Origin of the sequence: Micromonospora sp. NPDC049204, from assembly GCF_040647935.1 — a bacterium.
Classification (GTDB): domain Bacteria; phylum Actinomycetota; class Actinomycetes; order Mycobacteriales; family Micromonosporaceae; genus Micromonospora.
In genome coordinates, this window is record NZ_JBEZDC010000004.1 from 23,040 (window position 1) to 46,452 (window position 23,413).

Sequence of the window (23,413 nt, forward strand, 5' to 3'; positions counted from 1 at the left end):
CCCAGGATCGACAGTCCCTGGTCAGGAGAAGAAGATGCGTCGTCTGCTCGCCCTCATCGCGCTTGGCACTGTGCTCTTCGACGTGTCCGGCTGTGCCGCCGACCGGCCGGGGGGCGTGGGGTCCGGTCCGGCCGGCGTGACCACCGGTGGCACGGCCTCCGGGCCGAGCGGCGTTCCGGCCAGTGGTGCCGCGGCGGGCGGCGCCACGCAGGTCTGTGTCGCCGCCCAGCAGGCCAGCACCACCGCCGTCCGGACGTATGTGGCTGAGCTGGGCCAGATGGTCGCGGCGGTGGGCGCCGGGGACAGCGGCACGGCCGAGGCTGCCCGCGTACGGGCCGAGGGGGCGTTGGCCGGCTGGCGGAGCGAGCTGCGGAAACAGGCGGAGCGGGCCACCGATCCGCAGCTCAAGACCCTGCTCACCGATCTCGGCACCGAGGTCGCCGCGCTCGGCGCCGATGTCGAGTCCATCGACGAGACCGAACTCGACAGGCTCCAGCAGCGCCTCGACGAGCTCTGCGCGCGCTGACCAGGGCAGGCCGGTTTGGGGTCCGGGCCGGCAATGGCGTACTCTTGCCTGCGGCCCACCTTTGGTGTGCCGAGTTCCCGTGTGCCCGCGCCGCCGTGCACTGCTACCCGGCGAGCCGCCGCGGGGACGACCGCCAGCAGCCTCAACGACAGGGAGTCCGCCTCCGATGTACGCGATCGTCAAGACCGGCGGCAAGCAGTACAAGGTCGCCGAGGGCGACGTGATCGAGGTCGAGAAGCTCACCGGTGCCCCCGGTGACGCGGTGAAGCTCACCGCGGTGCTCCTCGTCGACGGTGACGACCTGGTGACCGACGCGGCGAAGCTTGCCGAGGTCGCGGTGTCCGGCGAAATCGCCGCGCACACCAAGGGCCCGAAGATCCGGATCCACAAGTTCAAGAACAAGACCGGCTACCACAAGCGCCAGGGTCACCGCCAGCCGTTGACCCAGGTCAAGGTGACCGGCATCTCCAGCGGGAAGTAGGTCGTCCTCCAATGGCTCACAAAAAGGGTGCGTCCAGCTCGCGTAACGGTCGTGACTCCGCGGCCCAGCGACTCGGCGTGAAGCGCTTCGGTGGTCAGGTTGTCAGCGCCGGTGAGATCATCATCCGGCAGCGTGGCACCAAGTTCCACCCCGGTGACCTGGTCGGCCGTGGCGGCGACGACACGCTGTTCGCGCTGTCGGCCGGTGCGGTCCTGTTCGGCACCAAGCGCGGTCGTAAGACCGTCAGCATCGTTCCGCAGCAGTAGTTCTCCGGCTAAGCGGGCCGCGGACCTCCGGGTCCCGGCCCGCTTAGCTTTTTTCGAAGTGCGGGGTCGGACCTCGCTGGAAGGATTGACGCCGTGGCGACGTTCGTTGACCGGGTCGTTCTGCACCTGCAGGCCGGCGATGGCGGGCACGGCTGTGTCTCGATCCACCGCGAGAAGTTCAAGCCCTTCGGTGGGCCGGACGGCGGTAACGGCGGGCACGGCGGCAGCGTGTCCCTGGTCGTCGACCCGCAGGTCACCACCCTGCTCGACTTCCACTTCCACCCGCACGTCAAGGCCGACAACGGCAAGGGCGGCGCCGGGTCGAACCGGGACGGCGCCAACGGCCGCACCCTGATGCTGAAGGTGCCCAACGGCACGGTGGTGCAGACCACCGACGGCACCGTGCTGGCCGACATGGTCGGCGCCGGCACCACCTTCGAGGTGGCTCGGGGCGGCCGCGGCGGGCGGGGCAACGCGTCGCTGGCCAACGCCAAGCGCAAGGCGCCCGGCTTCGCCGAACTGGGCGAGCCCGGTGACCAGTTGGACGTCGTGCTGGAGCTGAAGAGCGTCGCCGACGTGGGCCTGGTGGGCTTCCCGTCGGCCGGCAAGTCGTCGCTGATCTCGGTGATCTCCGCCGCGAAGCCGAAGATCGCCGACTACCCGTTCACCACCCTCGTGCCCAACCTCGGCGTGGTCCGGATGGACAACCACACCTTCACCGTCGCCGACGTGCCCGGTCTGATCCCCGGCGCGGCCAGCGGCAAGGGGCTGGGCCTGGAGTTCCTGCGGCACATCGAGCGCTGCGCCGTGCTGGTGCACGTCATCGACTCGGCGACCCTGGAGCCCGGCCGTGACCCGGTCGCCGACATCGACGCCATCGAGGCCGAGCTGAGCCAGTACGGCGGGCTGAGCGACCGCCCACGGATGGTCGCCGTCAACAAGGTCGACGTGCCGGACGGCCGGGACCTTGCCGAGATCGTGCGCCCCGACCTGGAGGAGCGCGGCTACCGGGTGTTCGAGGTCTCCGCGGCCACCCGGGAGGGGCTCAAGGAGCTCACCTACGCGATGGCCGATCTGGTCGAGGCGCAGCGTAAGGCCGCGCCGCCCGCCGAGCCGACCCGGATCGTGATCCGGCCGATCGCGGTGGACGACGACGGCTTCACCATCACCGCCGAGGCGGACGGCTCGTTCACCGTTCGCGGTGTCCGGCCGGAGCGCTGGGTCAAGCAGACCAACTTCGACAACGACGAGGCGGTCGGTTACCTCGCTGACCGGCTCGCCCGGCTCGGAGTGGAGGACAAGCTGGCCAAGGCCGGCGCGGCGCCCGGTGATCTGGTGCGGATCGGCGAGCGCGAGTTCGACTGGAAGCCGACGCTCTACGCCGGCGTGGACTTCGTACCCGGCAACCGGGGCACCGACGTCCGGCTGGAGGAGAAGTCGAACCGGCTCTCCGCGGCGGACCGGCTCGCCGCCCGCAAGGCCCGCCGGGTGCGATCGGACGAGGTGGGCGCGGACTCGTCCGACGATCTCGACGACGACGAGTACGAGGACGACGCCGAGTAGTCCGTTGCGCTCTGTGATCGGGTTGATTTCCGGAAACCTTCGCGAAATCCACCCGTCCTAGCGTGGGGTGATGCTGATCGAGTCTCGGCCCGTCATCGATCCGGAGATCGCCGCCCTGCTCGTCGCCCAGCAGCGTGAGCTGCTCACGGCTGATGGCGGGTTGGATGGGCAGGTCTTCGTCCCCCACGACGACGTCCGCTACCTGGCGGCGGTGGTGCAGGGTCGCGCGGTCGCCTGTGGCGGGCTCCAGTCGATCGACGCCGGCACCGGTGAGATCAAGCGAATGTACGTCCGGCCCGCCTACCGGGGTCGGGGCATCGCCCGTCAACTGCTCGCCGCACTGGAGGAGTGTGCGTTCCGGCAGGGGCAGTCGGTGGTCTGCCTGGAGACGGGCACCTACCTGCCGGCCGCGATCGCGCTGTACACCTCGTCCGGCTATGACCAGATCCCGGTCTACGGCGAGTACGTGGGCAACCCGTACAGCATCTGTTTCGCGAAGCGGCTGCCGGTCGCGGCCTGACGCCTACGCGCCCGTGCTGGCGTGCGCGACGGTCACCGGCTTCGACTCGGGTGAGGCGTGCTGGCGCAGGACGATGCTCAGCAGGATCAGCGCTCCGACGGCGAGGAACTCGCTCTGCCAGTTCTGCATGGACTGGAACCAGAAGTCGCTGGTGCCGAGGAACTCCCACACGCCGATCGGCGGCGCGCCGCTCTGGAGCGCCTGCTCCTGGTTGTACGCGGCGGTGCCCCCGAACAGGTGGCCGACGAACGAACCGGCGAAGATCAGCAGCAGCGCGAGGGAGAGGCTGTTGCGGTAGATCACCAGCGGCAGGCCGCCGACGCGCACCGGCCAGGGTGACTGCGGCGTGGCCCGCCGCTCGTCGTCCTCCGGCCGGTCGGTCTGGTCCACCGGCTTCGACTCGGCCGAGCCCCGCTGCACCAGGTACGCGGTGAGCAGCACGTAGCCGCCCATCTGGAGGAACTCCGACTCCCAGTTCTCGAAGACCGACTCGGCGAAGTGCCCGCTGCCCAGGTACGCCGGCCAGCTCAGCGGCGCGGCCCCGAACTCGGTCAGCTCCTCGTTGTGGGTCTGCCAGCCGAAGACGCTCTGCAACACCAGGAAGATCAGGAACGCGCCCAGCATGGCGATGGCCAGGGCGTTGTCACGTAGCCAACGAGGGCATGATCGCACCTCCATCCGCCTGTCGACTTACCCCGGCGGGCGTGACCGCGAAACCACAAAAGTCCAGTTCAGTGGCGGTCGGCCGGGTTGTCCAGGCGTCCGCCGGTGCCCGCCTGGTTCGACAGCAGCAGCCCGAGCGCGAGCATCCCGAAGCCGAGTGCGAGGTGCAGCCAGTTGTCGGCGTCGTTCACCGGCAGGATGTTCGCCCCGCTCTCCGGGTCGACGGCCTCGATGGCCAGGCCGTACAGCCAGAGCGCGAGATAGCTCGCCCCGCCGGCGGCCAGGAACACCCGGGCGCCGGCGACGCTGCGCGCCAGCACCAGGCCCACCAGCCCGTAGAGCAGGTGCACCGCGTTGTGCAGGATCGACACCTGGAACAGCCCGAGCAGTCGCGCGTCCGAGTGGTGCCCGGCGAATCTCAGCTCGCCGTAGTCGGTGGTGACGCCGGGAACGAAGCCGAGCACGCCGATCAGCAGGAAGACCCCGGCCACGACCAGCGCGGCCACCTGGACCCGGGGTCGAGGACCCGCCCGTCGGCCACCTCGCACGTCTCGTGCCATCGCTGCCCCCTCCGTGGCTCTGCCGGCCCTCGCGAACCGCACTGTCCGCAGCGGCGACATGACGCAGCCCGACGATCCTCCATTTTGAAGACCAACCGGTGGGCCGCGCAGAGAAATGCACGAAGAGGTATGGAAGCCGAAACGCAGGGTAGGTGAATGGTCAGCGGCGGCGGCAACGCGCCGCATCCCCCAGCACAACCGCGACGACTTTCTGAGCGGAAGGGAAATCATGTCTTACGATCTTTCACCCACGTCTTCCACGTACGGGCAGGAGTCGACGAACGGCGGTGGCGTTCGCGACCAGGTGCGCCAGGTCGGCTCCGAAGCCGCGCAGGCTGGCGGCGCGGTCGCGCAGACCGCGAAGGAGCAGGGCACCGAGGTCGGCCGCGAGGCGGCCCGGCAGGCTCGCAACCTGTACGGCGAGACTCGCACCCAACTCGCCAGCCAGGCCGGTGAGCAGCAGCGTCGGGCCGCCGGTGGACTGCGCTCGCTTGCCGACGAGATGCGTTCGATGGCCGAGCAGGGTGGTCAGGCCGGCCCGGTGACCGAGCTGGCCCGTCAGGCCGCCGACCGGGTGCACGGCGTCGCCGGCTGGCTCGAGCAGCGCGAGCCCGGCGACCTGATCACCGAGGTACGCGACTACGCCCGGCGCAATCCCGGCACCTTCCTGGTCGGCGCGGCCGTTCTCGGTGTGTTGGCCGGCCGGCTGACCCGGAGCGTCTCCGCCGCCGGCCACGACTCCGGCAACGGATCCTCGACCTACCGGGGTGCGGGGGCGTACGACCCGGAGCAGACCGCCGTCATCCCGACGCCGCCGCCGGCGCCCCGCGCGGTGCCGGACGCCGTCCCGCCGGGTGGCTACCTCGACCCGACCCCCGGCACGCGCACCGAGCCGATCTCCGGCGGCTATGCCGACCCGACGCCCGGCGGCTATGCCGACCCGAGCCGGGACGGTGCCTCGGAGTACTCCGGCACCGGGCAGCCACTGCCGCCGGTACAGCAGACCGACCCGCTGCCGGGCGTTCCGTCCAGCGGCACCCCCCGTCCGTGAGCCGCCGAGTCATCCGAAGGGAGGCGACGGCATGACCACGCCGACGCAGGGGTCCGGCCTGGGCTCCGGATACCAACCCGACGCGGGTGCCCCGCACACCGCTGCGGAGGTGAAGGGCAGCTCCATCGGTGAGCTGATGCGCCAGGTGACGAGTGACCTGTCGACGCTGATGCGTCAGGAGGTCGAGCTGGCCAAGGCCGAGATCCGCCAGGAGGGCAAGAAGGCCGGCAAGGCCGCCGGGCTCTTCGGCGGGGCCGGCTTCGGCGGCTACATGGTGGCGCTCTTCGTGTCCATCGCCGTGTGGCAGTTCCTGGACAACGTCATGGACTCCGGCCTGGCCGCACTGATCGTGGCCGTCGTCTGGGCCGCGATCGGCGCCGTCCTCTACTCCATGGCGAAGAAGAACGCCCAGCACGTCCGCGGGCTCAAGCAGACAAACGACAGCGTGCAGCGGATCCCCGACGCGCTCAAGCCGCACCCGGAGGGAGTCACCCGATGAGCACCGATCCCGATCAGATCCGCCGGGAGATCGAAGCCACCCGTAACAGCCTCAGCTCCGATGTGGACGCGCTGGCGTACAAGGTCAGCCCCAGCCGCATCGTCGACGACCGCAAGCAGCGGGCCCGTTCCGCTCTGCAGAATGTGAGGGACAAGGTCATGGGAACCGCGTCTGACCTCGGCCACGGCACCGGCCAGGCGGCTCACTCGGTGGGCGACCGCGCCTCGTCGGCGGCGTCCAGCGTCAGCGACGCCGCGCACTCGGCGGCGACGACTGTCAGCGACGCCGCGCACAGCGCCCCGCGGGTGATCCGGCAGAAGTCCCAGGGCAACCCTCTCGCCGCCGGTCTGATCGCGTTCGGCGTCGGCTGGCTGGCCTCCTCGCTGATCCCGGCCTCCCGCCGCGAGCAGCAGGCCGCGACCCAGCTGAAGGAGCGGGTCGGGGAGCACACCGGTGCGGTGAAGGACAAGCTGGGGGAGGTGGCCAGCGAGCTCAAGGAGGAGCTGCGCGAGCCCGCCCAGCAGGCCGCCCAGTCGGTGCGGTCCACCGCCCAGGACGCCGTGCACGCGGTCAAGGACGACGGCAGGTCGGCCGCGCACGACGTCAAGGACCAGGCCCAGCAGGCCCGGCACCAGGTCAGCCCCTGACCTCACCACCACCACGCCGACAGCTCGCGGCCACCGTCCCGGTGCCCGCGAGCTGTCGCGCTCCATCCCATGCCGCGCCGATCGGCCTGGGCCGTTGTCGACTACCGGCTGTCCTGCCCCGACCGGAAGCGCGCGATCGCGCGGGACAGTGCGCGGTGCGGGGCGGGATTGGCGGCTCGGCGGATCTGGGCGTCGCCGTAGCGGACGCCGCCGCGCAGGACCCGCTGGGCTACCGCCAGCCAACCGCACACCCCGCGCTCCACCAGCCAGAGTGGGGCCGCCAGGGCCGTGGTCGGCGGAAACACCCGGTCCCCGCCGGCGCGCCGGCGGCCCGCCTCGGCCAGCGCGACCACCCCGGCCGCCGCGCCGAGCAGCAACCTGGGCCGGCGCGCCGCGACCGCCGCCGCCAGCCCCGGCAGGACCGCGAGCGCGGTCAGCAGGCGAGCCGGCTGGGCCAGATCGTCGTACGCCTGACGGACCCGTTGACCGCGGAAGTGCGCGGCGTCCGGCGGCAGTCGGCGGACGTACAGCCAGGCCGGCTTGGCCTCGACACCGCCGTACCCACGGACGGTACGGATCAGCTCCAGATTCTCGAAGAGCACGTCCGGGTCGTACCCGCCCATGGCGAGGAAGGTGCTGCGCCGCACCGCGAGGGTGCCCGGGTAGTCATCCCCGAGCGCTCGGTTGAGCAACGTCCGGCCGGTGTCCCACCAGGCGTGCCGGGGCAGCGGGTCGAAGTAGTTCTGCGGTCGGACCAGGTCGACCCGGGCCAGCAGCCGGTGCACGGCGCTCAGCCCGGCCTCGTCGTACCGGACGTCGTCGTCGGCGATCACCACGTGCTCGTGGGCCGCCGCGCGCACCCCCGTGCGTACGCCGAGCACCTTGCCGTTGAGCCCGCGCGCGGTGGCGTCGGGCGGGAGGTGCCGGACCAGTCCCCGCCAGGCGTCGGCGTGCCGCGCGAACACGTCCGGTGCGGATCCGTCGACCACGATCACCTCGACCCGGTCGGCCAGCCAGCGCAGGTAACCCGTCAGCTCGGTCAGGCCGGTGTCGGCGTGCCAGCGCAGCGGCAGCACGTACGTCATCGGCAGGTGGGCCGGCGTCGTGCCGGCACGGTCGTCTGCGACGCCGCACCCGCGGGCGGCGGGCCGGGCGTCACCAGGTGGGCTGAACAAGGACATCGACGTCCCTCCTCACCAGGACAGCTGTGTGTCGGTGGTCGAGCAGCACCTGCCCGCATTCCCGCCGATCAAACGGACATGTTGTTTCGACCGCCGGTCGCCGGGTAGCGCTGCCGGAAAGAGCTGTCCATGCCCGGATGTCCGGGTGGAGGAGACGAGATGACACACAGCGGAACGAGATGGGCGGTGCTCGGCGTCACCGCGGTCACCGCGGTCGGTGTGGGACGGGCGGTGGCTCGCCGTCGGCACCGGCATCAGCCGGAGCGGCAGGACGGCTGGTACGTGGTACGTCGCGGGGTGACGGTGGACCGGTCCCGGGACGGCGTGATCGGGTTCTGGACCGACCGGGAGCGGCTGGACCGCGCACTGGCCGGGTGGGCCACGCTGGCGCAGCTCGACGACCGGCGCTGGCGGTGCGTGGCCCGCGACCGGGCCGGCGGCGACACGGAGTGGCGCGCGGAGATCACCGTCGACGGACCGGGCGCGCTGCGGTGGCGGGTCGACGACGGGCCGGCACCGCAGGAGGGGCGGATCGAGCTGGCCGACGCCCCCCAGGGGCGGGGCACCGAGATCCGGGCCGAGCTGCGGTACCGCTCGGGCCCGGTGCGCCGCGTGTTCGGCCTGATCGGCGGCGACGACCCCGATCTGGCGCTGCGCGACACCCTGCGGCGGGTGAAGGCGCTGATCGAGTGTGGCCAGCTGATGGACACCCGGGACGACCCGTCCGGCCGTAGCCCGAGGCAGGAGAGGGCGACCGACAAGGTGCGGGAGAAGTTGATGACGGGAGGCCGGGCGTGAGGGCACTGTGTTGGGAAGGTGTCGGCAAGCTGGCGGTCCGGGACGTGCCGGAGCCGCAGATCCGTGCCGAGGGGGACATCATCGTCCGGGTCCGGGCCAGCAGTGTCTGTGGCTCCGACCTGCATCTGATCAACGGGTACCTGCCGGCGATGCGGGAGGGCGACATCCTCGGCCACGAGTTCATGGGCGAGGTCGTGGAGACCGGTCCCGGCGTACGACGGCACCAGGTCGGTGACCGGGTGGTGGTCGGGTCGGTGGTCGCCTGCGGTGGCTGCTGGTACTGCCGCACCGAGCAGTACTCGCTCTGCGACAACTCCAACCCCCAGCCGGTGTTCACCGAGAAGCTGTGGGGGCACTCACCGGCCGGCATTCTGGGCTACTCGCACGCGGCCGGCGGCTACTCCGGGTCGCACGCCGAGTACATCCGGGTGCCGTTCGGCGACATCGGCGCGTTCGGGGTGCCCGACGGGGTGCCGGACGACTCGGTGGTGTTCGCCTCCGACGCCATGCCCACCGGATGGATGGCGGCGGACTTCTGTGGGCTCACCGGTGGCGAGGTGGTGGCCGTGTGGGGTGCCGGCGGTGTCGGTCAGATGGCGGCCCGGTCGGCGCAACTCCTCGGCGCCGAGCGGGTCATCATGATCGACCGATTCCCGGACCGGCTCGCCACCGCCGCCGAGCGGGTCGGGGTCGAGACGATCAACTACGCCGAGACCGACGTGTTGGAGGCGCTGCGGGAGCTGACCGCCGGGCGCGGGCCGGACGCGTGCATCGAGGCCGTCGGCATGGAGTCGCACGACGTCGGGCCGACCTACGCGTACGACCGGGCGAAGCAGGCGACGCGGTCGCAGACCGACCGCCCGACCTCGGTCCGCCAGGCGATCATGGCGTGCCGTAAGGGCGGCACGGTGAGCATCGTCGGCGTGTACGCCGGCCTGGTCGACAAGTTCCCGCTCGGCGCGGCCATGAACAAGGCCCTGGTGCTGCGGATGGGGCAGATGCACGCGCAGCGCTACATCCCGATGCTGCTCGACCGGCTCGCCGCCGGCGAGATCGACCCCGGCTACCTGGCCACCCACCCGATCTCGCTGGAGCAGGGCGCACACGGCTACGAGCTGTTCGAGAAGAAGCAGGACGGCTGTCTTCGCAGCGTCCTGCACCCCTGACCCGCCGCACGCAGCCGCCTCGCCGGTCACCCCGGAACGATCGGCGAGGCGCAGGTCAGGTGGTGCGCCGGACGTTGCTGAGGGTCAGGCCGAGGGGCGGCAGCGCCGGCATCCGGTGCAGGTCCAGGGCCAGATCCTGGACGGGTACGTCGTAGCGCATGGCGCTGGTCAGGTTGGTGACCGCCCGCTTCATCAGGTCGATGGTGATCCACTCGCCCGCGCACCGGTGACCGGCCCAGTGGTCACCGCCGCCCTGCGGGATCAGCTCGAACGGGTCCACGCGTCGTCCGGCGAACCGCTCCGGGCGGAACAACTCCGGTTGCGGCCAGAGGGTCGGGTGGTGGTTGGTGCCGTACAGGTCGAGCAGCACCCGTCGACCCTGCGGAAAGTGGTGGCCCTGCCACTCGAAGGAGTGCTTGACCCGGGCCGCCGCGAACGGGAAGAACGGGTAGTAACGGCGTACCTCCTGGACGAAGTTCCCGGTGGCCTCGTCGTCGCCGCGGACCCGGTCCCGCCAGCTCGGATGGTCGTGCAGGGCGAGCGCGGCGAACGCGATGTACTGGTCCACGGCGACCACCGGCCGCAGCACGTTGAGCAGCTCCACCGCCGCGATCCGCCGGGGGAGGAGCTGGCCCCGCCGGTCCCGGTGCTCGGCGATCACGGCCAGGGCGCTCCCGGACGGCGCCGGGAAGAGACCGACCCGGGTGCGTTCGATGAGGCCGGCGAGCCAGCGTTCGGCGCGGTGCCGGGCGAGCCTTCCCCGCCAGTGCCGGGGTCCGACCACCGCCGGCCCTTCGATCATCGCGTGCAGGTCGACGGCGCGTCGCTCGACCTGCGACGTGGGCAGCGGCACCCCGGCCCAGGCGCAGACCACACGGGTCAGCAGGCGGCCCAGCTCGTCGTAGAGCGGTAGCCGTCCGGCAGCCGCCCAGGCGGGGATCCGGGCCTGCCACTCGTCGTCGAAGAGTTGGCCGAGGTGCCGGATGGCGGTCGGCGTCATGATCGACATGAACATGGCCTTGCGGTCGGTGTGCTCCGGGCCGTCCAGCCCCTGCACACCCCGCCGCCCGGTGAGGGTCCGCTGCACCCGCAGCGGCATGGCGGTCGCGCGCTGGAAGCGTTCGGTGTCGTAGAACAGCATCGCCGCCGGCCGGCCGCGCAGGCAGATGGTCGGGGCGAGCAGGATCCGGGTCTGGAACACGTCGCTGCCGTACCGTTCGCAGCGTTCGCCGATGAACCGGTAGCCGGCGCGGAGCAGGGCGAGAGTGCTGTCCGGGCTGCGGTCAGCCGGCATGGTCGCCATCGGGTCTCCTCACGCGCGGGTGCGGCCGGGCACCGCCGGGCCGGATGCGGGTACCCCCGTCGCCGCCGCTGAATCCCCGCGCCGACGGCACGCCGGCTGGCCCCTCCCAGGAGCGGCGGAATTTGGTTGGCTGCCGGTGGGACAACCACGGGGAGGGCGGATGCGCGACAACACATCGCCGCACTGGCGGCAGCGGCGAACGGTCCGGGCACCGGGCGGCGGCCGGGACGGGCGGCCTCTGATCGGGCCGCCTCGGCGACCCGATCGGCCGCACCGATTCTTCACCGTGCACCTGGGCTTCACCGCGCCCACCGTGGTCGAGGCCCGCGAGCTGGCCGTGGCGTACGCGGAGGCGTTGACCCTGCTCCGCCCGGAGGTGGCGCTCGGCGCGGCGGCCCTGTCGCCGGCCGACGCCTGGCAGCGGGCCGAGCGGCTGTTCTGCGGTGCGGTCGGCCCGGACGGCGAACGCTGCGTCGACGTGGCCGGTCATCCCGGCTTCCACCACGCCCCGGGGCCCGGCGGGCTCGGCTGGGGCGACGGCGACGGCCCCGTCCGTGGCTGACCGCCAACCCGGCTCACCCGTCCCGGGTCGGCGGCCACCGCACACCGGTCGGCGCGATCAGTCCAGGTCGAACTCACCGTCCTGCGCGCCGGCCACGAACGCGTCCCACTCGGCCTGGGTGAAGACCAGCACCGGCCCCTCGGGCTCGGCCGAGTTGCGCATCCCGATCAGGTCGTCGACGAAGGCGACCTCGACGGCGCTGTCGGAGGTGTCCCCTTCGGCCCGCTGCCAGACCGCCCGAGAGAGGTCGAAGTCGCCCTTGGGGTGCTGCGCCATTGTTCTTTCCTCCAGTGCCGAGGGTCGTGTGGTGACCGTGAGTCGATCCCCATCGGGCAGGATAAGCGGATGCCGAGCCTGACCCGTGTAGAGGCGACCGCGCGTGGCGCGGCGATTACTGTCGAGTCCTATCAGGTGGACCTCGACCTGACCGTCGGCGCGGAGTTGTTCCGCTCGCACGTCGAGATCCGGTTCCGGGCCACCCCCGGCACCGCGACCTTCGTCGAGCTCAAGCCCGCCAGACTGCTCGCGGTACGCCTCAACGACCGCGATCTCGACGCCGACCTGCTGACCGACAACCGGCTGCCGCTCACCGACCTCGACGCGGACAACACGCTCGTCGTCGAGGCGGAGATGGCGTACTCCAACGCGGGTGAGGGGATGCACCGCTTCGTCGACCCGGCCGACGGCGAGACCTACCTCTACGCGGTGAGCTTCCTCGACAACGTGCAGCGCATCTTCGCCGCGTTCGACCAGCCCGACCTCAAGGCTCCCGTCGTGCTGTCGGTGACCGCGCCGCCGGAGTGGACGGTCTCCGGCAACGCCGAGGTGGCTGCCACGCCGGCCCCGGGTCGGTGGGAGTTCGCCCCCAGCGCGCCGCTGGCCACGTACTTCTTCTCGCTGATCGCCGGTCCCTACCACGTGCGGCGGGCCGAGCACGACGGCGTGCCGCTGGGCATCTACTGTCGCCGGTCGCTCGCCGAGCACCTGGACGCCGACGCCGAGGAGATCTTCACCGTCACCCGGCAGTGCCTGGACCGGTTCCACCAGCTCTTCACCGAGCGCTACCCGTTCGGCAAGTACGACCAGGCGTTCGTGCCGGAGTTCAACGCCGGTGCCATGGAAAACCCGGGCATCGTCACCTTCCGCGACGACTACGTGTTCCGCTCGGCGGTCACCGACACGCAGCGGGAGTCGCGGGCCACCACGATCGCGCACGAGATGGCGCACATGTGGTTCGGCGACCTGGTCACCATGCGCTGGTGGGACGACCTGTGGTTGAACGAGTCCTTCGCGGAGTACCTGGGCACCCGGGTCACCGCCGAGGCGACCCGCTTCGACCAGGCCTGGACGACCTTCGCCATGCGCCGCAAGGCCTGGGGATACGCGGCCGACCAGCGGCCCTCCACCCACCCGGTCGCCCCGCCGGAGGTGGCCGACGCCGACGAGGGCCTGCTCAACTTCGACGGCATCTCGTACGCCAAGGGTGCCAGCGTGCTGCGGCAACTGGTCGCGTGGCTCGGCGACGAGGCGTTCCTCGCCGGCCTGAACGCGCACTTCGCCGAGCACCGCTTCGGCAACGCCACGCTCGCCGACCTGCTGGTCAGCCTCTCCACCTCCAGCGGCCGGGACCTGTCCGGTTGGGCCGACGTGTGGTTGCGGCGACCGCAGGTCAACACCCTGCGCGCCGAGGTCACCGTCGACGCCGACGGCCGCTACACCGACGTGGCCGTGGTGCAGACCGCGCCGGAGTCCCACCCGGTGCTGCGCCCGCACCGGATCGGCGTGGGCCGCTACGCGGCGGACGGCACGGTGCACCGCGACGACCTCGACATCGACCCCGCGGCCGACGGTGGCCGGACCGTGCTGGGGGCGTTGGCCGGCACGCCGGCGGCCCGGCTGTTGCTGCTCAACGACGGTGACCTCACCTACGCCAAGGTGCGCCTCGACCCGGCGTCGGCGGAGGCGGTCGCGCTGCTGCTGCCCCGCCTGGCCGACCCGCTCACCCGCGCGCTCCTCTGGGGCGAGGCACTGGACGCGGCGACCGACGGGGAGCGGCCCGTCATCGGCCTGGTCGACCTGATGGCCGCCGCGCTGCCCACCGAGACCGAAGTGATCATCGCGGAGGACGTGCTCACGCTCAGCCGGTCGTTGGTGGACCGCTACCTCGACCCGCTGGCCCGGTCCACGGCGTTGGCCCGGGCCGCCGGGGCGTGCCAGCGGCTGCTCGACAGCGCGCCGGCGGGAGAGTCCTTGCAGTTGGCCGCCGCGCGGGGGTGGATCGGCGCGACCACCGACGCGGACCTGCTCGTCGGCTGGCTCGCCGGTCGGGACGTGCCAGCCGGGCTGCGGGTTGACGCGGAGCTGCGCTGGGCGGTGCTGCACCGGTTGGTGGTGCTGGGTGCCGCCGGCGAGGCGGAAATCGCCGTCGAGGTAGCCGCCGACAACAGTTCCACGGGCGCGGAACGGGCCGCCCGCTGCCGGGCCGCCCTGCCCGACCCGGTCGCGAAGAAGACGGCCTGGGACATCATCGTGCGGGACGCCGAGCTGTCCAATCGACTGCTGGAGGCGACCGCCGAGGGGTTCTGGCAGCCCGAGCAGGTCGAGCTGACGGCCGCGTACGTCGAGCGGTACTTCACCGACATGCCGGCGGCCGCGCGCCGACGTACTCCGTGGACGGCCGACCGGGTCGCGAAGCTGGCGTTTCCCCGCTACGCCGTGGCGCAGCCGACCCGGGAGGCGGCCGCGGCGCTGCTGGCCCGCGACGACCTGACTCCCGGCCTGCGTCGGGTGGTCACCGACTCCGACGACGACCTGCGCCGTGCGCTGGTCGCTCGCACGGCGGTGGCGGCCGCGGCGGCGTAGGGGCGGGTGCGGCCGGGCGCGGGGTGGCGGGTGGCACCCCGCGCCCTCGGCTCAGCGCAGCGCGAGCTCCGTCGTGACCGGGGTGTCCCAGTCGATGACGTAGCGCTGCTCGTGGGCGGTGGTCTTCTCCGGGTCCATCACCGTGCGCACCATCAGCGGCATCAGCAGCGGCATCAGCGTCCGGGCAACCGGCCCCGGCGCCTTGGCGTGGTTGATCCGGGCCGCGCGGGCGGCGACCTTCTCCACCCTGGCCCGGCGCAGCCGCACGTACGCGTCGAACGCCGCCGCCACATCCGGCAGGTCCCGAAGGCAGCGGGCGAGCTGCACCGCGCTCTCGATGGCCAGCGAGGCACCCTGACCGGAGCTGTTCGACGGTGCGTGCACCGCGTCGCCGACCAGCACCATCCGGCCCCGGTGCCAGTGCGGCACGGGCGGCATGATCTGCAACGAGCCGGCCACCTGGAGCCCGTCGGCGTCGCTCGTCGCCATCAGCTCCCGGCCCGGGTCGTCGTCGCCGTAGCTGGTACGCAGCGTCTCCCACCACTGTCGCGCCGGTACCGCCCGGGCCTCGACGAGGCTCATCGGCCGCTGCTGCGGCAGGTTCGCGCCCCACCGGGTGCCGCCGCCGGGCTCCGGCCAGTACAGGTAGTAGCCCCGTTGCCCGAACGCGAAGGTCATCGTGCCCGGCGCGACGTCCACCTCGTGCCGGGCGACCGCCTCGAAGCTGAGCAGCCCGGTGAACCGGGGGCCGGGCGCGGCCGGGTCGATGAGTCCGCGGACCGTGGACCGGATGCCGTCCGCGCCGACGAGGATGTCGGCGGTGGCGGTGCTGCCGTCCTCGAACCGGGCCGTCACGCCGCTGTCGCTCTGCTGGGCGTCGACGAGCCGTTTGCCGTACGCGAACGGGACGCCCTCGGCGACCGCCCGGTCGTGCAGCGCCCGGTGCAGCTCGGCCCGGTGCACCACCCGCAGCGGCGGCACCCCGGCCAGCGTGGGCAGGTCGATGCGGCGACGGCCCACGGCCATCGCGCTGCGCTCGATCGGGGTGGCGGCCGCCGTCACCGCCTCGTCCGCGCCGACCAGGCGCAGGGCCGCCACGCCGTTGGGCGCGAGGGCGAGGGTGCCGCCGATGCCGCCGACTCCGCTGGCCGTGGCGGGGTACGCCTCGTAGACGGTGGCGGTGATGCCGGCTCGGCGCAGCGCGAGCGCCGTCACCGGTCCGGCGATGCCGCCGCCGATGACGATCGCGGTTCGTACCGTGGTCATGGTCTCTCCCTGGGTGTGGTCGGTTCGTGCGCGTGCGAACCGACCTGGGAGGGAGCCCGGCTATCCTCTGGTTGCCGCTTCGGGCCGGGTGCCTTCCCAGGTGTCGGTTCGAGGTAAGGGCTCCGGCGGGGTGTTGGCGCACCCCGCCGGAGCCGCTTTGTCAGTCGGTGGTCTCCGCGGTCGGGGTGCTGGTCCTCTCGGCCAGCCCGGTCAGCTCGGCCGGCATCTCGCCGGTCTCGTGGAAGGCCCGCCAGGTGTCCAGGCCCGGATAGCTGCCCGACGTCAGCTCAGCGAGCAGTGCCCGCAGCCAGGTCGCCTCCGCCGCCCGCAGGGCCAGGTCGTACTCCGACTCCACCAGGAACAGCCGCGGGATCTCCCGCAGGTGCGCGTCGAGCGTCTCGCGGTCCCGCCGGAGCGCGTCGTCGAGCAGGTCGAGCCGCTGACGGAGCAGGTCGGTGGCCTCGTCGGGATGCAGCGCGGCGAGGACGGACAACCCGGCCCGGAAGCGGGGATGCTCCGGCATCGGGGTGGAGACCAGCTCGCGGGCCCAGTCGACCAGCTCGGCCCGTCCCGCGTCGGTGATCCGGTAGACGGTGCGTTCCGGGCGTCGGCCCTCGCGAACACTCTCCACCGCGTCGATCAGGTGGTGTTTGTCCAGGTTGCGGATCACCGTGTAGAAGGAGCCCCACTTGAACTCCATGTCCTGGTCCTTGCCCCAGGCGCGCAGTGCGGTGGCGATCTCGTACGGGTGCATCGGCCGCTGGACCAGGGCGGACAGCACGGCCAACCCGAGCAGGTTGCTGACCTTGCGCCGCTTCGGCACGGTGCCCTCCAGACTCGCTCGCATCCAAATACTCGTCTACGAGTATATGCACGCGAGTAGCCCGTCGCGACCTTGCGCGGGCCGTGACCTTGCGCGGGCCGTGACCTTGCGCGGGCCGTGACCTTGCGCGGGCCGTGTCCTCGCGCGTTCCGTGTCCTTGCGCGGGCCGTGTCCTCGCGTGTGCCGTGCCTTGTGCGTTCCGTGTCCTCGCGCGTGCCGCGTCCTCGTGCGTGCCGTGTCCTTGCGCGTTCCGTGATCTTGCGCGTGCTGCGTCCTCGTGCCTTGATCCCGCGCGCCGCGGCCCCCCACGCGCGGCGATCGACTCGGTTTCCTCGAAGTGGGGGTGTCAAGGCCGGTCCGACGCACCGATTTCCTGAAACGCGAGTTGACCACCGCCGTCGGGGGCGCCGATTCCGGCATGTCGCGGTGTCCCGGCGGGCCAGGGCGGGCGCTCGGCCGGGTCGGGGCGGGGCCGCTCAGCCGGGCCGGGGTGGGTGCTCGGGCGGGTCGGGGCGGGCGCTCAGTCGGGTCGGGGTGGGTGCTCGGCCGGGTCGGGGCGGGCGCTCAACTCGGGTCGGGGCGGGACCCTCGGCCGGGCAGGGGTGGGCGCTCGGGTCGGCGAGGCCCTTGGCCGGGTCAGGGCGGGGCGCTCGGCCGGGGTGGGTGCTCGGCCGGGACGTGGCGAGGCCCTCACCCGGGCCGGGGCTGACTGGCCCGGCGGTCGGCCTACGATCATCGGGTGGAGGAAGATATCCGGCGGATCGGGATCATGGGTGGCACCTTCGACCCGATCCACCACGGTCACCTCGTCGCGGCCAGTGAGGTGGCGGACCGGTTCGGCCTGGACGAGGTGGTCTTCGTTCCGACCGGGCAGCCGTGGCAGAAGGCCGACGAGCCGGTCAGCCCGGCCGAGGACCGCTACCTGATGACGGTCATCGCCACCGCCTCCAACCCCCGCTTCCAGGTCAGTCGGGTCGACATCGACCGCAGTGGGCCGACCTACACCGTCGACACGCTGCGCGACCTCCAGGCCGAGTACGGCCCCAAGGTGCAGCTGTTCTTCATCACCGGCGCGGACGCCCTGCAACGGATCCTGTCCTGGAAGGATCTGGACGAGATCTTCGAGCTGGCCCATTTCATCGGGGTGACGCGGCCCGGCTTTCCGCTGACCGACAAGCACCTTCCGGCGGACACCGTCAGCCTGATCCAGGTGCCCGCGATGTCCATCTCGTCGACCGACTGCCGCGCCCGGGTGGCCCGAGGTGAGCCGGTCTGGTATTTGGTGCCCGACGGTGTGGTGCAGTACATCGCCAAGCGGAGCCTCTATCAGCGCTGACCACGCCGGATTCCGGCGGTTTTGTGCATTTAACCGACCAGAACTGCACGGTCGGGGCGTCGCCGGGTATGAGACGCTTGGAGGATCGCACGCTTGATCGAAGGAGAACGGTGACAGTTTCCGAACGCGCCCACGAGCTGGCAATGGCGGCCGCACAGGCCGCCGCTGACAAGAAGGCGCAGGACATCACGATCATCGACGTCGGCGACCAGCTCGCCATCACCGACGCGTTCGTGCTCGCCGCCGCCCCCAACGAGCGTCAGGTGCTGGCCATCGTGGACGCCATCGAGGAGAGCCTGCTCGAGCTGCCGGACAAGGCCAAGCCGGTCCGGCGCGAGGGTGAGCGTGGTGGCCGCTGGGTGCTGCTCGACTACGTCGACATCGTGGTGCACGTCCAGCACACGGAGGAGCGCGAGTTCTACGCGCTCGACCGTCTCTGGAAGGACTGCCCCACCATCCCGTTCGTCGATCGCGACCTGGTCGAGGCCGACGCCAGCGGGTCCGCCGCCGCCGAATGACCCGACTGATCGTCTGGCGGCACGGCAACACCGACTGGAACGCCGCCAACCGTGTCCAGGGACAGACCGACGTACCCCTCAATGAGCTGGGTCGCGACCAGGCTCGCGCCGCCGCGCCGCTGCTCGCGGCGCTGCGGCCCGACGCCATCGTGGCCAGCGACCTGAGCCGCGCCGTGGAGACCGCCGCCGCGCTCGCCGCGTTGACGGGGCTTCCGGTGCGCACCGACGCCCGGCTGCGCGAGCGGCACTTCGGTCAGTGGCAGGGTCTGCACCTCACCGAGGTCGCCGAGCGTTTCCCCGAGGAGTACGCCCGCTGGCGGGCCGGCGACCCCGATCCGGGCGCGGATCTGGAGCCCCTGCACGACCTCGGCGAGCGGGTCGGCACCGCGTTGCGGGAAGCAGCCGACGCGGCACCCGGCGGCACTGTGGTGATCGCCACCCACGGTGGCGGCTCCCGCCAGGGCATCGGTCACCTGCTCGGCTGGGACACCGGCGTGCTGCGCACCATCGGTTCCCTGGCCAACTGCCACTGGAGCGAACTACGGCACGACGACCGCGCGCCGGCGATCGGACGTCCGCAGGACGTCCGTGGCTGGCAGTTGCGGGCGCACAACGTCGGCCTGGTCACCGCGCCGGTCACCATCGACGCGATCTGAGCGCTCGCGCTTCGGCGTCGGGGCTCTCGATCGGCTAGCGTGCCGAGCATGCCCGTCGCGGTCGTCATCGACTCCACCGCCTATCTTCCGCCTGAGCTGTTGCAGGCGCACCGGCTGACCGTGGTCCCGCTGACGGTCGTGCTCAACGGCGCGGAGGGGCTGGAAGGGGTGGAAACCCAGCCGGCCGATGCCACCGTGGCGCTGAGTGCCCGGCGGGTCACGGCCACCACCTCCCGCCCGGCGCCCGACCAGTTCGCCCGGACGTACCGTCAACTGCTCGACGCCGGCGCGGACGGAATCGTCTCGGTGCACCTCTCCGCCGCGCTCTCCGGCACGGTTGAGGCCGCGCGCCTGGCCGCGGCCGACCTGGACGGCCGGGTCGAGGTCGTGGACAGCCGTTCCGCCGGCATGGGGCTGGGCTTCCCGGCCATCGCGGCCGCCACCGCCGCCGAGGGCGGCGTCGACCTCGCCGGGGTACGCGACGCGGCGCTCGCGGCGGTCGCCCGCACCGACGTCTACTTCTACGTCGACACGCTGGAGTTTCTCCGCCGAGGTGGCCGGATCAACGCGGCCGAGGCGCTGTTCGGCACCGCCCTGTCCGTCAAGCCGATCATGCACATGCCGGACGGGGCGATCGTGCTGCGCGAGAAGGTCCGCACCGCCAGCCGGGGAGTGGCCCGGCTCGTGGACCTGGCCGTCGAGGCGGCCGGGGACGACGACGTGGATCTCGGGGTGCACCACCTGGCCGCGCCGCAACGGGCCGAGGCGCTGCGAACCGCGCTTACCGAACGGCTCGGTGCACGGCTGCACGACACGTACGTCTCCGAGGCGGGCGCGGTCGTTGGCGCGCACGCCGGTCCGGGGTTGGCCTGCGTGGTCGTCCACCGCCGACCGGGGGGCTGAGCGGTGCTCACGTCGTGTGTGGTGACCGGCGGTGGTCGCGGCGTCGGTCGGGCCGTGGTGGAACGTCTGGTGGCGACCGGTGCCACAGTCGTCGTGTTGGAGCGCGACGCCGATGCGGCCGACTGGTTGGCCGGGCACCCGGCCGCCGACCGGCTCGTCGCGGTGTTCGGCGACGCCGGCGACGAGCGGGTGGCCGAGCACGCCGCCGAGCTGGCCGAACGCGCGGCGCCGCTGACCGGCTGGGTGAACAACGCGGCGGTCTTCCGCGACGCCGCGCTGCACTCCGCGTCGGCCGACACGGTCCTGGACCTGATCGGGCTGAACCTGCGCCCGGCCGTGGTGGGCGCGGCGGTGGCCGTCCGCCGGTTCCTGGCCCGCGCCGCCGGCGGCGCGATCGTCAACGTCTCGTCGCACCAGGCCCGCCGGCCCGTGTCCGGCGCCCTGCCGTACGCGACGGCGAAGGCCGCCGTGGAGGGGCTGACCCGGGCACTGGCCGTGGAGTACGGGAAGCACGGCATCCGCGCCAACGCGGTCGCGCTCGGCTCGATCGCCACCGAACGGCACACCGAATTCCTGGCCACTCAGGAGCCCACCCAGGCCCAGTGGATCGACGCCGAGCTGACCCGGTTGCACCCGGTGGGCCGCATCGGGCGGGCCGAGGAGGTGGCCGAGGCGGTCGCGTACCTGCTGTCGCCCGCGGCGAGCTTCGTCAACGGGGTGACGCTGCCGGTGGACGGGGGACGAGCCGTGCTCGGCCTCGACCCGGAGGCCCGCTGACCGCCCGTGGGACACGGGTGCCGCGCTCGACGCTAGTCGGCGACGATGAATGATCCAGTCCGGGCCGCTGTGTTAGCCTCCGTTTGCGCCCCAGATGGGCCTACCCCCCCGGAGGTTCTGGCTACTTCAGCCACCACGCCGAGATCGACGCGATGTCCGCGTCTCTCGTGCGGGATCCGGGGCGTCGGTGCCCTCGGGGCTTTGTCATCGCTGTGGCTGCGGAGGGCTCTGGGCCTCCGGTCGGGTCAACGGATCGACCGGGAAGAAGACGGTACGGATGACAGTCACGTTCAACCACACAATCATCGCCAGCAAGGACAAGAGCGCGTCGGCCGCGTTCTACCGGGATCTGTTCGAGCTGCCGGAGGCGCCCTCGTGGGGGCCGTTCGCCAACGTGCAACTGGACGAGGGGCAGCTGCTCCAGTTCGCCGAGCCACCGGTGGACATCCAGATGCAGCACTACGCCTTCCTCGTCGACGACGAGTTGTTCGTGCGGTGCCTGGCGTTCGTCGAGGGGCGCGGCATCACGTACTGGGCCGACCCGCAGTTGAAGCGGGAGAGGGAGACCAACACCGAGCACGGTGGGCGGGGCTTCTACTTCTTCGACCCGGCCGGCCACGCCATCGAGGTCATCACCCGGCCGTACCTGTAGTGACCGAGGTCGGCGGCGGCGCACCCGCTCGTCGAGGAAGGGTGTCGGCCCTGGTGCGCATTGCATCGGGCCGGCACCACCCGCCCCACGGTCTGTGCCTGTGGCTGCACTCCATGCCGGGCTCAGGAGCGCTTCTTCGTGGTCCAGACCACGTAGACGGCGCAGGTGACCAGCATGAGGGCGGCGATGGCGGTCCAGGCCCAGCGGGCGAAGGGCTCGTCGGCCACGAAAGCCCGGATGCCGGCCAGGACGGCGAGCGCCAGCGGACCCAAGCCGAACCACTCGGAGTGCTCGGAGAAGGTCAGGTCTTTCCACGCCTGCCGCATGGCACCAGTCTAGATAGGACCATCACTGCTCACGGTGATGCTCCCGGACCGCTCGGACGCGACCGGTCACTCCGGCCGCCTGCGATCATGGCGCGGTGAGTCAATGCTTTCAGGTCGGCGATCTGGTGCTGTGGAACCCGTCCAACACCGTCGCGCAACTGTTCTTCCGCATGACCGAGGCGATGGCGCCGGTTGCCGAGTGCCCGTCTGGAGTCGATCCGGATGTCGATCGGGACGAGTACCAGATCGACCCGGACACCTTCGCGGCATTCGTCGACGTGTTGACCGCGCGGTACCTGTCGACGAACCACCCCATCCTCAAGTCCATGATCGAGGGATACCTGCCGACCGCACTCGTGCTGGTCCGCCGCAGCGGCCTCGACGTCCCGGCCCTTGACCGGTCAGTCACCCGGGCCAGCCGGGACATCTCACTGTGGGACGCGTTCGACCCGGACGCCGACCGGCAACGGCTCCTGAGCCTGGCGGTGAGTCGCGCGGCGGCAATGCCCGACTGAGACGGCGTAGCCGTGGGTCGGTCCTCGTGTCGCGGCCTGCCAGCTCCGGGTGCTGCTGAGCCCGTTAGCAGACCTGCGCTTGATCAGGGAGTTGTCCACAGTGGCATCCGTTATCCACAGGGCCGCGCCGCCACACCCCGCCGCCATCGCCGTCGCCCTAGCGTCGCCCTGTGTCGCAGAACGAAGAGACCGAGGTACGCCAGCGCCTGCGCCGGCTGACGGACGCGTCGCTGGACGTGTCGTCACCCCCGGCCGGGGCACCGCTCGCGGGCGTACCTCTGGCTGGGGTGCTGCCGCCGCGGGCCGGGGTGCCGTTGGCGGAGCCGGAAGCGGGCACACCCCTTGCCGTGGACGGCTCGGTGCCCCCGCGGCTGTCCGGGCCTGGCGCGTTCGACCCGGGGCGACGCGGTGTGCGGGCGCTGGCTGTCGTCGCGGCGGTGGTGGTGCTGGCTGCCGCCGGATGGGCCTGGCGGTCCCGGCCACACGCCGAGCCGGTCGCCCCGCTGGGCAGCGAGGCCGTGGCGGCCACTCCGGCGGGCGACCTCAGCGCGTCCGGCTCCGGTGAGCTGGTGGTGGCGGTCGCCGGCAAGGTCCGCAAGCCCGGGTTGGTGCGGTTGCCGGCCGGGTCCCGGCTCGCCGACGCGGTGCAGGCGGCCGGCGGCCCGCTCCCCGGGGTCGACGTGGCGCTGCTCAACCCCGCCCGCAAGGTCACCGACGGCGAGCTGATCGTGGTCGGGGTGACGCCGCCGCCGGGCGGACCAGCGGCGGGCGGGACGGCACCGGCTGTCGGGCCACTGAACCTCAACACCGCCACACTGGCGCAGCTCGACGCGTTGCCCGGCGTCGGGCCGGTGCTCGCCCAGCGCATCCTCGACCATCGGGACCAGCACGGCGGGTTCAAGGCGGTCGGCGACCTGCGTCAGGTCGACGGGATCGGCGACGCGCGGTACGAGCAGCTCAAAGACCTGGTGACGGTGTGAACCGCCGCCCTGC

At 72.1% G+C, this 23,413-nt stretch carries 28 protein-coding genes; 20 read left to right on the plus strand and 8 right to left on the minus strand.

Annotation, left to right across the window (positions count from 1 at the left end):
• The first annotated feature begins 34 nt into the window (after window positions 1-34).
• From AB0A90_RS09110 to AB0A90_RS09130, 5 genes are all read left to right on the plus strand, one after another.
• Window positions 35-526 (plus strand): hypothetical protein, encoded by a 492-nt coding sequence (locus AB0A90_RS09110; RefSeq protein ID WP_357244180.1) that lies wholly within the window; start codon window positions 35-37, stop codon window positions 524-526.
• A gap of 166 nt (window positions 527-692) precedes the next feature.
• Window positions 693-1,007, plus strand: a complete 315-nt coding sequence (gene rplU / locus AB0A90_RS09115; protein WP_007464063.1) for a 50S ribosomal protein L21 — start codon at window positions 693-695, stop codon at window positions 1,005-1,007.
• A gap of 11 nt (window positions 1,008-1,018) precedes the next feature.
• Window positions 1,019-1,273 (plus strand): 50S ribosomal protein L27, encoded by a 255-nt coding sequence (rpmA, locus tag AB0A90_RS09120; protein ID WP_007464062.1) that lies wholly within the window; start codon window positions 1,019-1,021, stop codon window positions 1,271-1,273.
• Between the two features lie 93 nt (window positions 1,274-1,366).
• Window positions 1,367-2,836, plus strand: a complete 1,470-nt coding sequence (gene obgE / locus AB0A90_RS09125) for a GTPase ObgE (protein WP_357244184.1) — start codon at window positions 1,367-1,369, stop codon at window positions 2,834-2,836.
• 70 nt (window positions 2,837-2,906) lie between these two features.
• The gene (locus AB0A90_RS09130) at window positions 2,907-3,356 is read left to right on the plus strand and encodes a GNAT family N-acetyltransferase (protein WP_357244188.1); all 450 of its coding nucleotides are present in this window, start codon (window positions 2,907-2,909) and stop codon (window positions 3,354-3,356) included.
• Between the two features lie 3 nt (window positions 3,357-3,359).
• Here AB0A90_RS09130 and AB0A90_RS09135 read toward each other — a convergent pair whose 3' ends face one another.
• Together AB0A90_RS09135 and AB0A90_RS09140 are read right to left on the minus strand one after the other, a co-directional pair.
• Window positions 3,360-4,034 carry a DUF6766 family protein gene (locus tag AB0A90_RS09135; protein WP_357244191.1) on the minus strand — a complete coding sequence of 225 codons (675 nt, stop codon included), beginning with the start codon at window positions 4,032-4,034 and terminating at the stop codon, window positions 3,360-3,362.
• A gap of 53 nt (window positions 4,035-4,087) precedes the next feature.
• Window positions 4,088-4,579, minus strand: coding sequence for a DUF4383 domain-containing protein (locus tag AB0A90_RS09140; protein WP_357244194.1), 492 nt, complete (start codon window positions 4,577-4,579; stop codon window positions 4,088-4,090).
• A gap of 229 nt (window positions 4,580-4,808) precedes the next feature.
• Between AB0A90_RS09140 and AB0A90_RS09145 the strand changes: the two genes are divergently transcribed.
• From AB0A90_RS09145 to AB0A90_RS09155, 3 genes are read left to right on the plus strand one after another with little or no spacing between them, the layout of a single operon-like run.
• Entirely contained in the window at window positions 4,809-5,630 is an 822-nt protein-coding gene (locus tag AB0A90_RS09145; RefSeq protein WP_357244197.1) for a hypothetical protein, read from the plus strand.
• Between the two features lie 31 nt (window positions 5,631-5,661).
• Window positions 5,662-6,129, plus strand: a complete 468-nt coding sequence (locus AB0A90_RS09150) for a phage holin family protein (protein ID WP_357244200.1) — start codon at window positions 5,662-5,664, stop codon at window positions 6,127-6,129.
• Window positions 6,126-6,776: a DUF3618 domain-containing protein gene (locus AB0A90_RS09155; RefSeq protein WP_357244203.1), complete on the plus strand. Its 651-nt coding sequence runs from the start codon at window positions 6,126-6,128 to the stop codon at window positions 6,774-6,776. The genes AB0A90_RS09150 and AB0A90_RS09155 overlap by 4 nt, the downstream gene beginning before the upstream one ends.
• Window positions 6,777-6,877: 101 nt before the next feature.
• Here the strand turns inward: AB0A90_RS09155 and AB0A90_RS09160 are convergent, their stop codons facing one another.
• Entirely contained in the window at window positions 6,878-7,957 is a 1,080-nt protein-coding gene (locus AB0A90_RS09160; protein WP_357244206.1) for a glycosyltransferase family 2 protein, read from the minus strand.
• A gap of 159 nt (window positions 7,958-8,116) precedes the next feature.
• Between AB0A90_RS09160 and AB0A90_RS09165 the strand changes: the two genes are divergently transcribed.
• Window positions 8,117-8,755 (plus strand): cyclase, encoded by a 639-nt coding sequence (locus AB0A90_RS09165; RefSeq protein WP_357244209.1) that lies wholly within the window; start codon window positions 8,117-8,119, stop codon window positions 8,753-8,755.
• Window positions 8,752-9,921, plus strand: a complete 1,170-nt coding sequence (locus tag AB0A90_RS09170) for a zinc-dependent alcohol dehydrogenase (RefSeq protein ID WP_357244212.1) — start codon at window positions 8,752-8,754, stop codon at window positions 9,919-9,921. Before AB0A90_RS09165 ends, AB0A90_RS09170 begins: the two co-directional genes overlap by 4 nt.
• Window positions 9,922-9,976: 55 nt before the next feature.
• Here AB0A90_RS09170 and AB0A90_RS09175 read toward each other — a convergent pair whose 3' ends face one another.
• Window positions 9,977-11,224 carry a cytochrome P450 gene (locus tag AB0A90_RS09175; RefSeq protein WP_357244215.1) on the minus strand — a complete coding sequence of 416 codons (1,248 nt, stop codon included), beginning with the start codon at window positions 11,222-11,224 and terminating at the stop codon, window positions 9,977-9,979.
• A 160-nt stretch (window positions 11,225-11,384) separates the two neighbouring features.
• Between AB0A90_RS09175 and AB0A90_RS09180 the strand changes: the two genes are divergently transcribed.
• Entirely contained in the window at window positions 11,385-11,786 is a 402-nt protein-coding gene (locus AB0A90_RS09180) for a hypothetical protein (RefSeq protein WP_357244218.1), read from the plus strand.
• A 57-nt stretch (window positions 11,787-11,843) separates the two neighbouring features.
• On the opposite strand, the gene AB0A90_RS09185 is transcribed toward AB0A90_RS09180, so the two are convergent.
• Entirely contained in the window at window positions 11,844-12,062 is a 219-nt protein-coding gene (locus tag AB0A90_RS09185) for a DUF397 domain-containing protein (protein ID WP_030491749.1), read from the minus strand.
• A gap of 69 nt (window positions 12,063-12,131) precedes the next feature.
• On the opposite strand from AB0A90_RS09185, the gene pepN reads away from it, so the two are divergent.
• On the plus strand, window positions 12,132-14,648 hold the full coding sequence (pepN, locus tag AB0A90_RS09190; protein ID WP_357244221.1) for an aminopeptidase N: 2,517 nt from the start codon (window positions 12,132-12,134) through the stop codon (window positions 14,646-14,648).
• 51 nt (window positions 14,649-14,699) lie between these two features.
• Here the strand turns inward: pepN and AB0A90_RS09195 are convergent, their stop codons facing one another.
• Together AB0A90_RS09195 and AB0A90_RS09200 are read right to left on the minus strand one after the other, a co-directional pair.
• Window positions 14,700-15,914 carry an FAD-dependent monooxygenase gene (locus AB0A90_RS09195; protein ID WP_357244224.1) on the minus strand — a complete coding sequence of 405 codons (1,215 nt, stop codon included), beginning with the start codon at window positions 15,912-15,914 and terminating at the stop codon, window positions 14,700-14,702.
• Between the two features lie 160 nt (window positions 15,915-16,074).
• Window positions 16,075-16,761 carry a PadR family transcriptional regulator gene (locus AB0A90_RS09200; protein ID WP_357244227.1) on the minus strand — a complete coding sequence of 229 codons (687 nt, stop codon included), beginning with the start codon at window positions 16,759-16,761 and terminating at the stop codon, window positions 16,075-16,077.
• A gap of 715 nt (window positions 16,762-17,476) precedes the next feature.
• Between AB0A90_RS09200 and nadD the strand changes: the two genes are divergently transcribed.
• The 6 genes from nadD to AB0A90_RS09230 all read left to right on the plus strand — a co-directional run bounded on the left by nadD (window position 17,477) and on the right by AB0A90_RS09230 (window position 21,579).
• Window positions 17,477-18,073, plus strand: a complete 597-nt coding sequence (nadD, locus tag AB0A90_RS09205; RefSeq protein ID WP_357244230.1) for a nicotinate-nucleotide adenylyltransferase — start codon at window positions 17,477-17,479, stop codon at window positions 18,071-18,073.
• 110 nt (window positions 18,074-18,183) lie between these two features.
• Entirely contained in the window at window positions 18,184-18,591 is a 408-nt protein-coding gene (rsfS, locus tag AB0A90_RS09210; RefSeq protein WP_357244233.1) for a ribosome silencing factor, read from the plus strand.
• Entirely contained in the window at window positions 18,588-19,247 is a 660-nt protein-coding gene (locus AB0A90_RS09215) for a histidine phosphatase family protein (RefSeq protein ID WP_357244236.1), read from the plus strand. Before rsfS ends, AB0A90_RS09215 begins: the two co-directional genes overlap by 4 nt.
• Before the next feature lie 48 nt (window positions 19,248-19,295).
• Complete coding sequence (locus tag AB0A90_RS09220) at window positions 19,296-20,150, plus strand: DegV family protein (protein WP_357244239.1); 855 nt, start codon at window positions 19,296-19,298, stop codon at window positions 20,148-20,150.
• A gap of 3 nt (window positions 20,151-20,153) precedes the next feature.
• Window positions 20,154-20,927, plus strand: coding sequence for an SDR family oxidoreductase (locus tag AB0A90_RS09225; protein WP_357244242.1), 774 nt, complete (start codon window positions 20,154-20,156; stop codon window positions 20,925-20,927).
• 277 nt (window positions 20,928-21,204) lie between these two features.
• Window positions 21,205-21,579, plus strand: coding sequence for a VOC family protein (locus AB0A90_RS09230; protein ID WP_357244245.1), 375 nt, complete (start codon window positions 21,205-21,207; stop codon window positions 21,577-21,579).
• Between the two features lie 122 nt (window positions 21,580-21,701).
• Here the strand turns inward: AB0A90_RS09230 and AB0A90_RS09235 are convergent, their stop codons facing one another.
• A complete protein-coding gene (locus AB0A90_RS09235) occupies window positions 21,702-21,905 on the minus strand; it encodes a hypothetical protein (RefSeq protein WP_357244247.1) in 204 nt (67 codons plus the stop codon).
• Window positions 21,906-22,000: 95 nt separating this feature from the next.
• Between AB0A90_RS09235 and AB0A90_RS09240 the strand changes: the two genes are divergently transcribed.
• Together AB0A90_RS09240 and AB0A90_RS09245 are read left to right on the plus strand one after the other, a co-directional pair.
• Window positions 22,001-22,420, plus strand: a complete 420-nt coding sequence (locus tag AB0A90_RS09240; protein WP_357244250.1) for a DUF6086 family protein — start codon at window positions 22,001-22,003, stop codon at window positions 22,418-22,420.
• 170 nt (window positions 22,421-22,590) lie between these two features.
• Complete coding sequence (locus tag AB0A90_RS09245; RefSeq protein WP_357244253.1) at window positions 22,591-23,400, plus strand: ComEA family DNA-binding protein; 810 nt, start codon at window positions 22,591-22,593, stop codon at window positions 23,398-23,400.
• Window positions 23,401-23,413 lie beyond the last annotated feature (13 nt).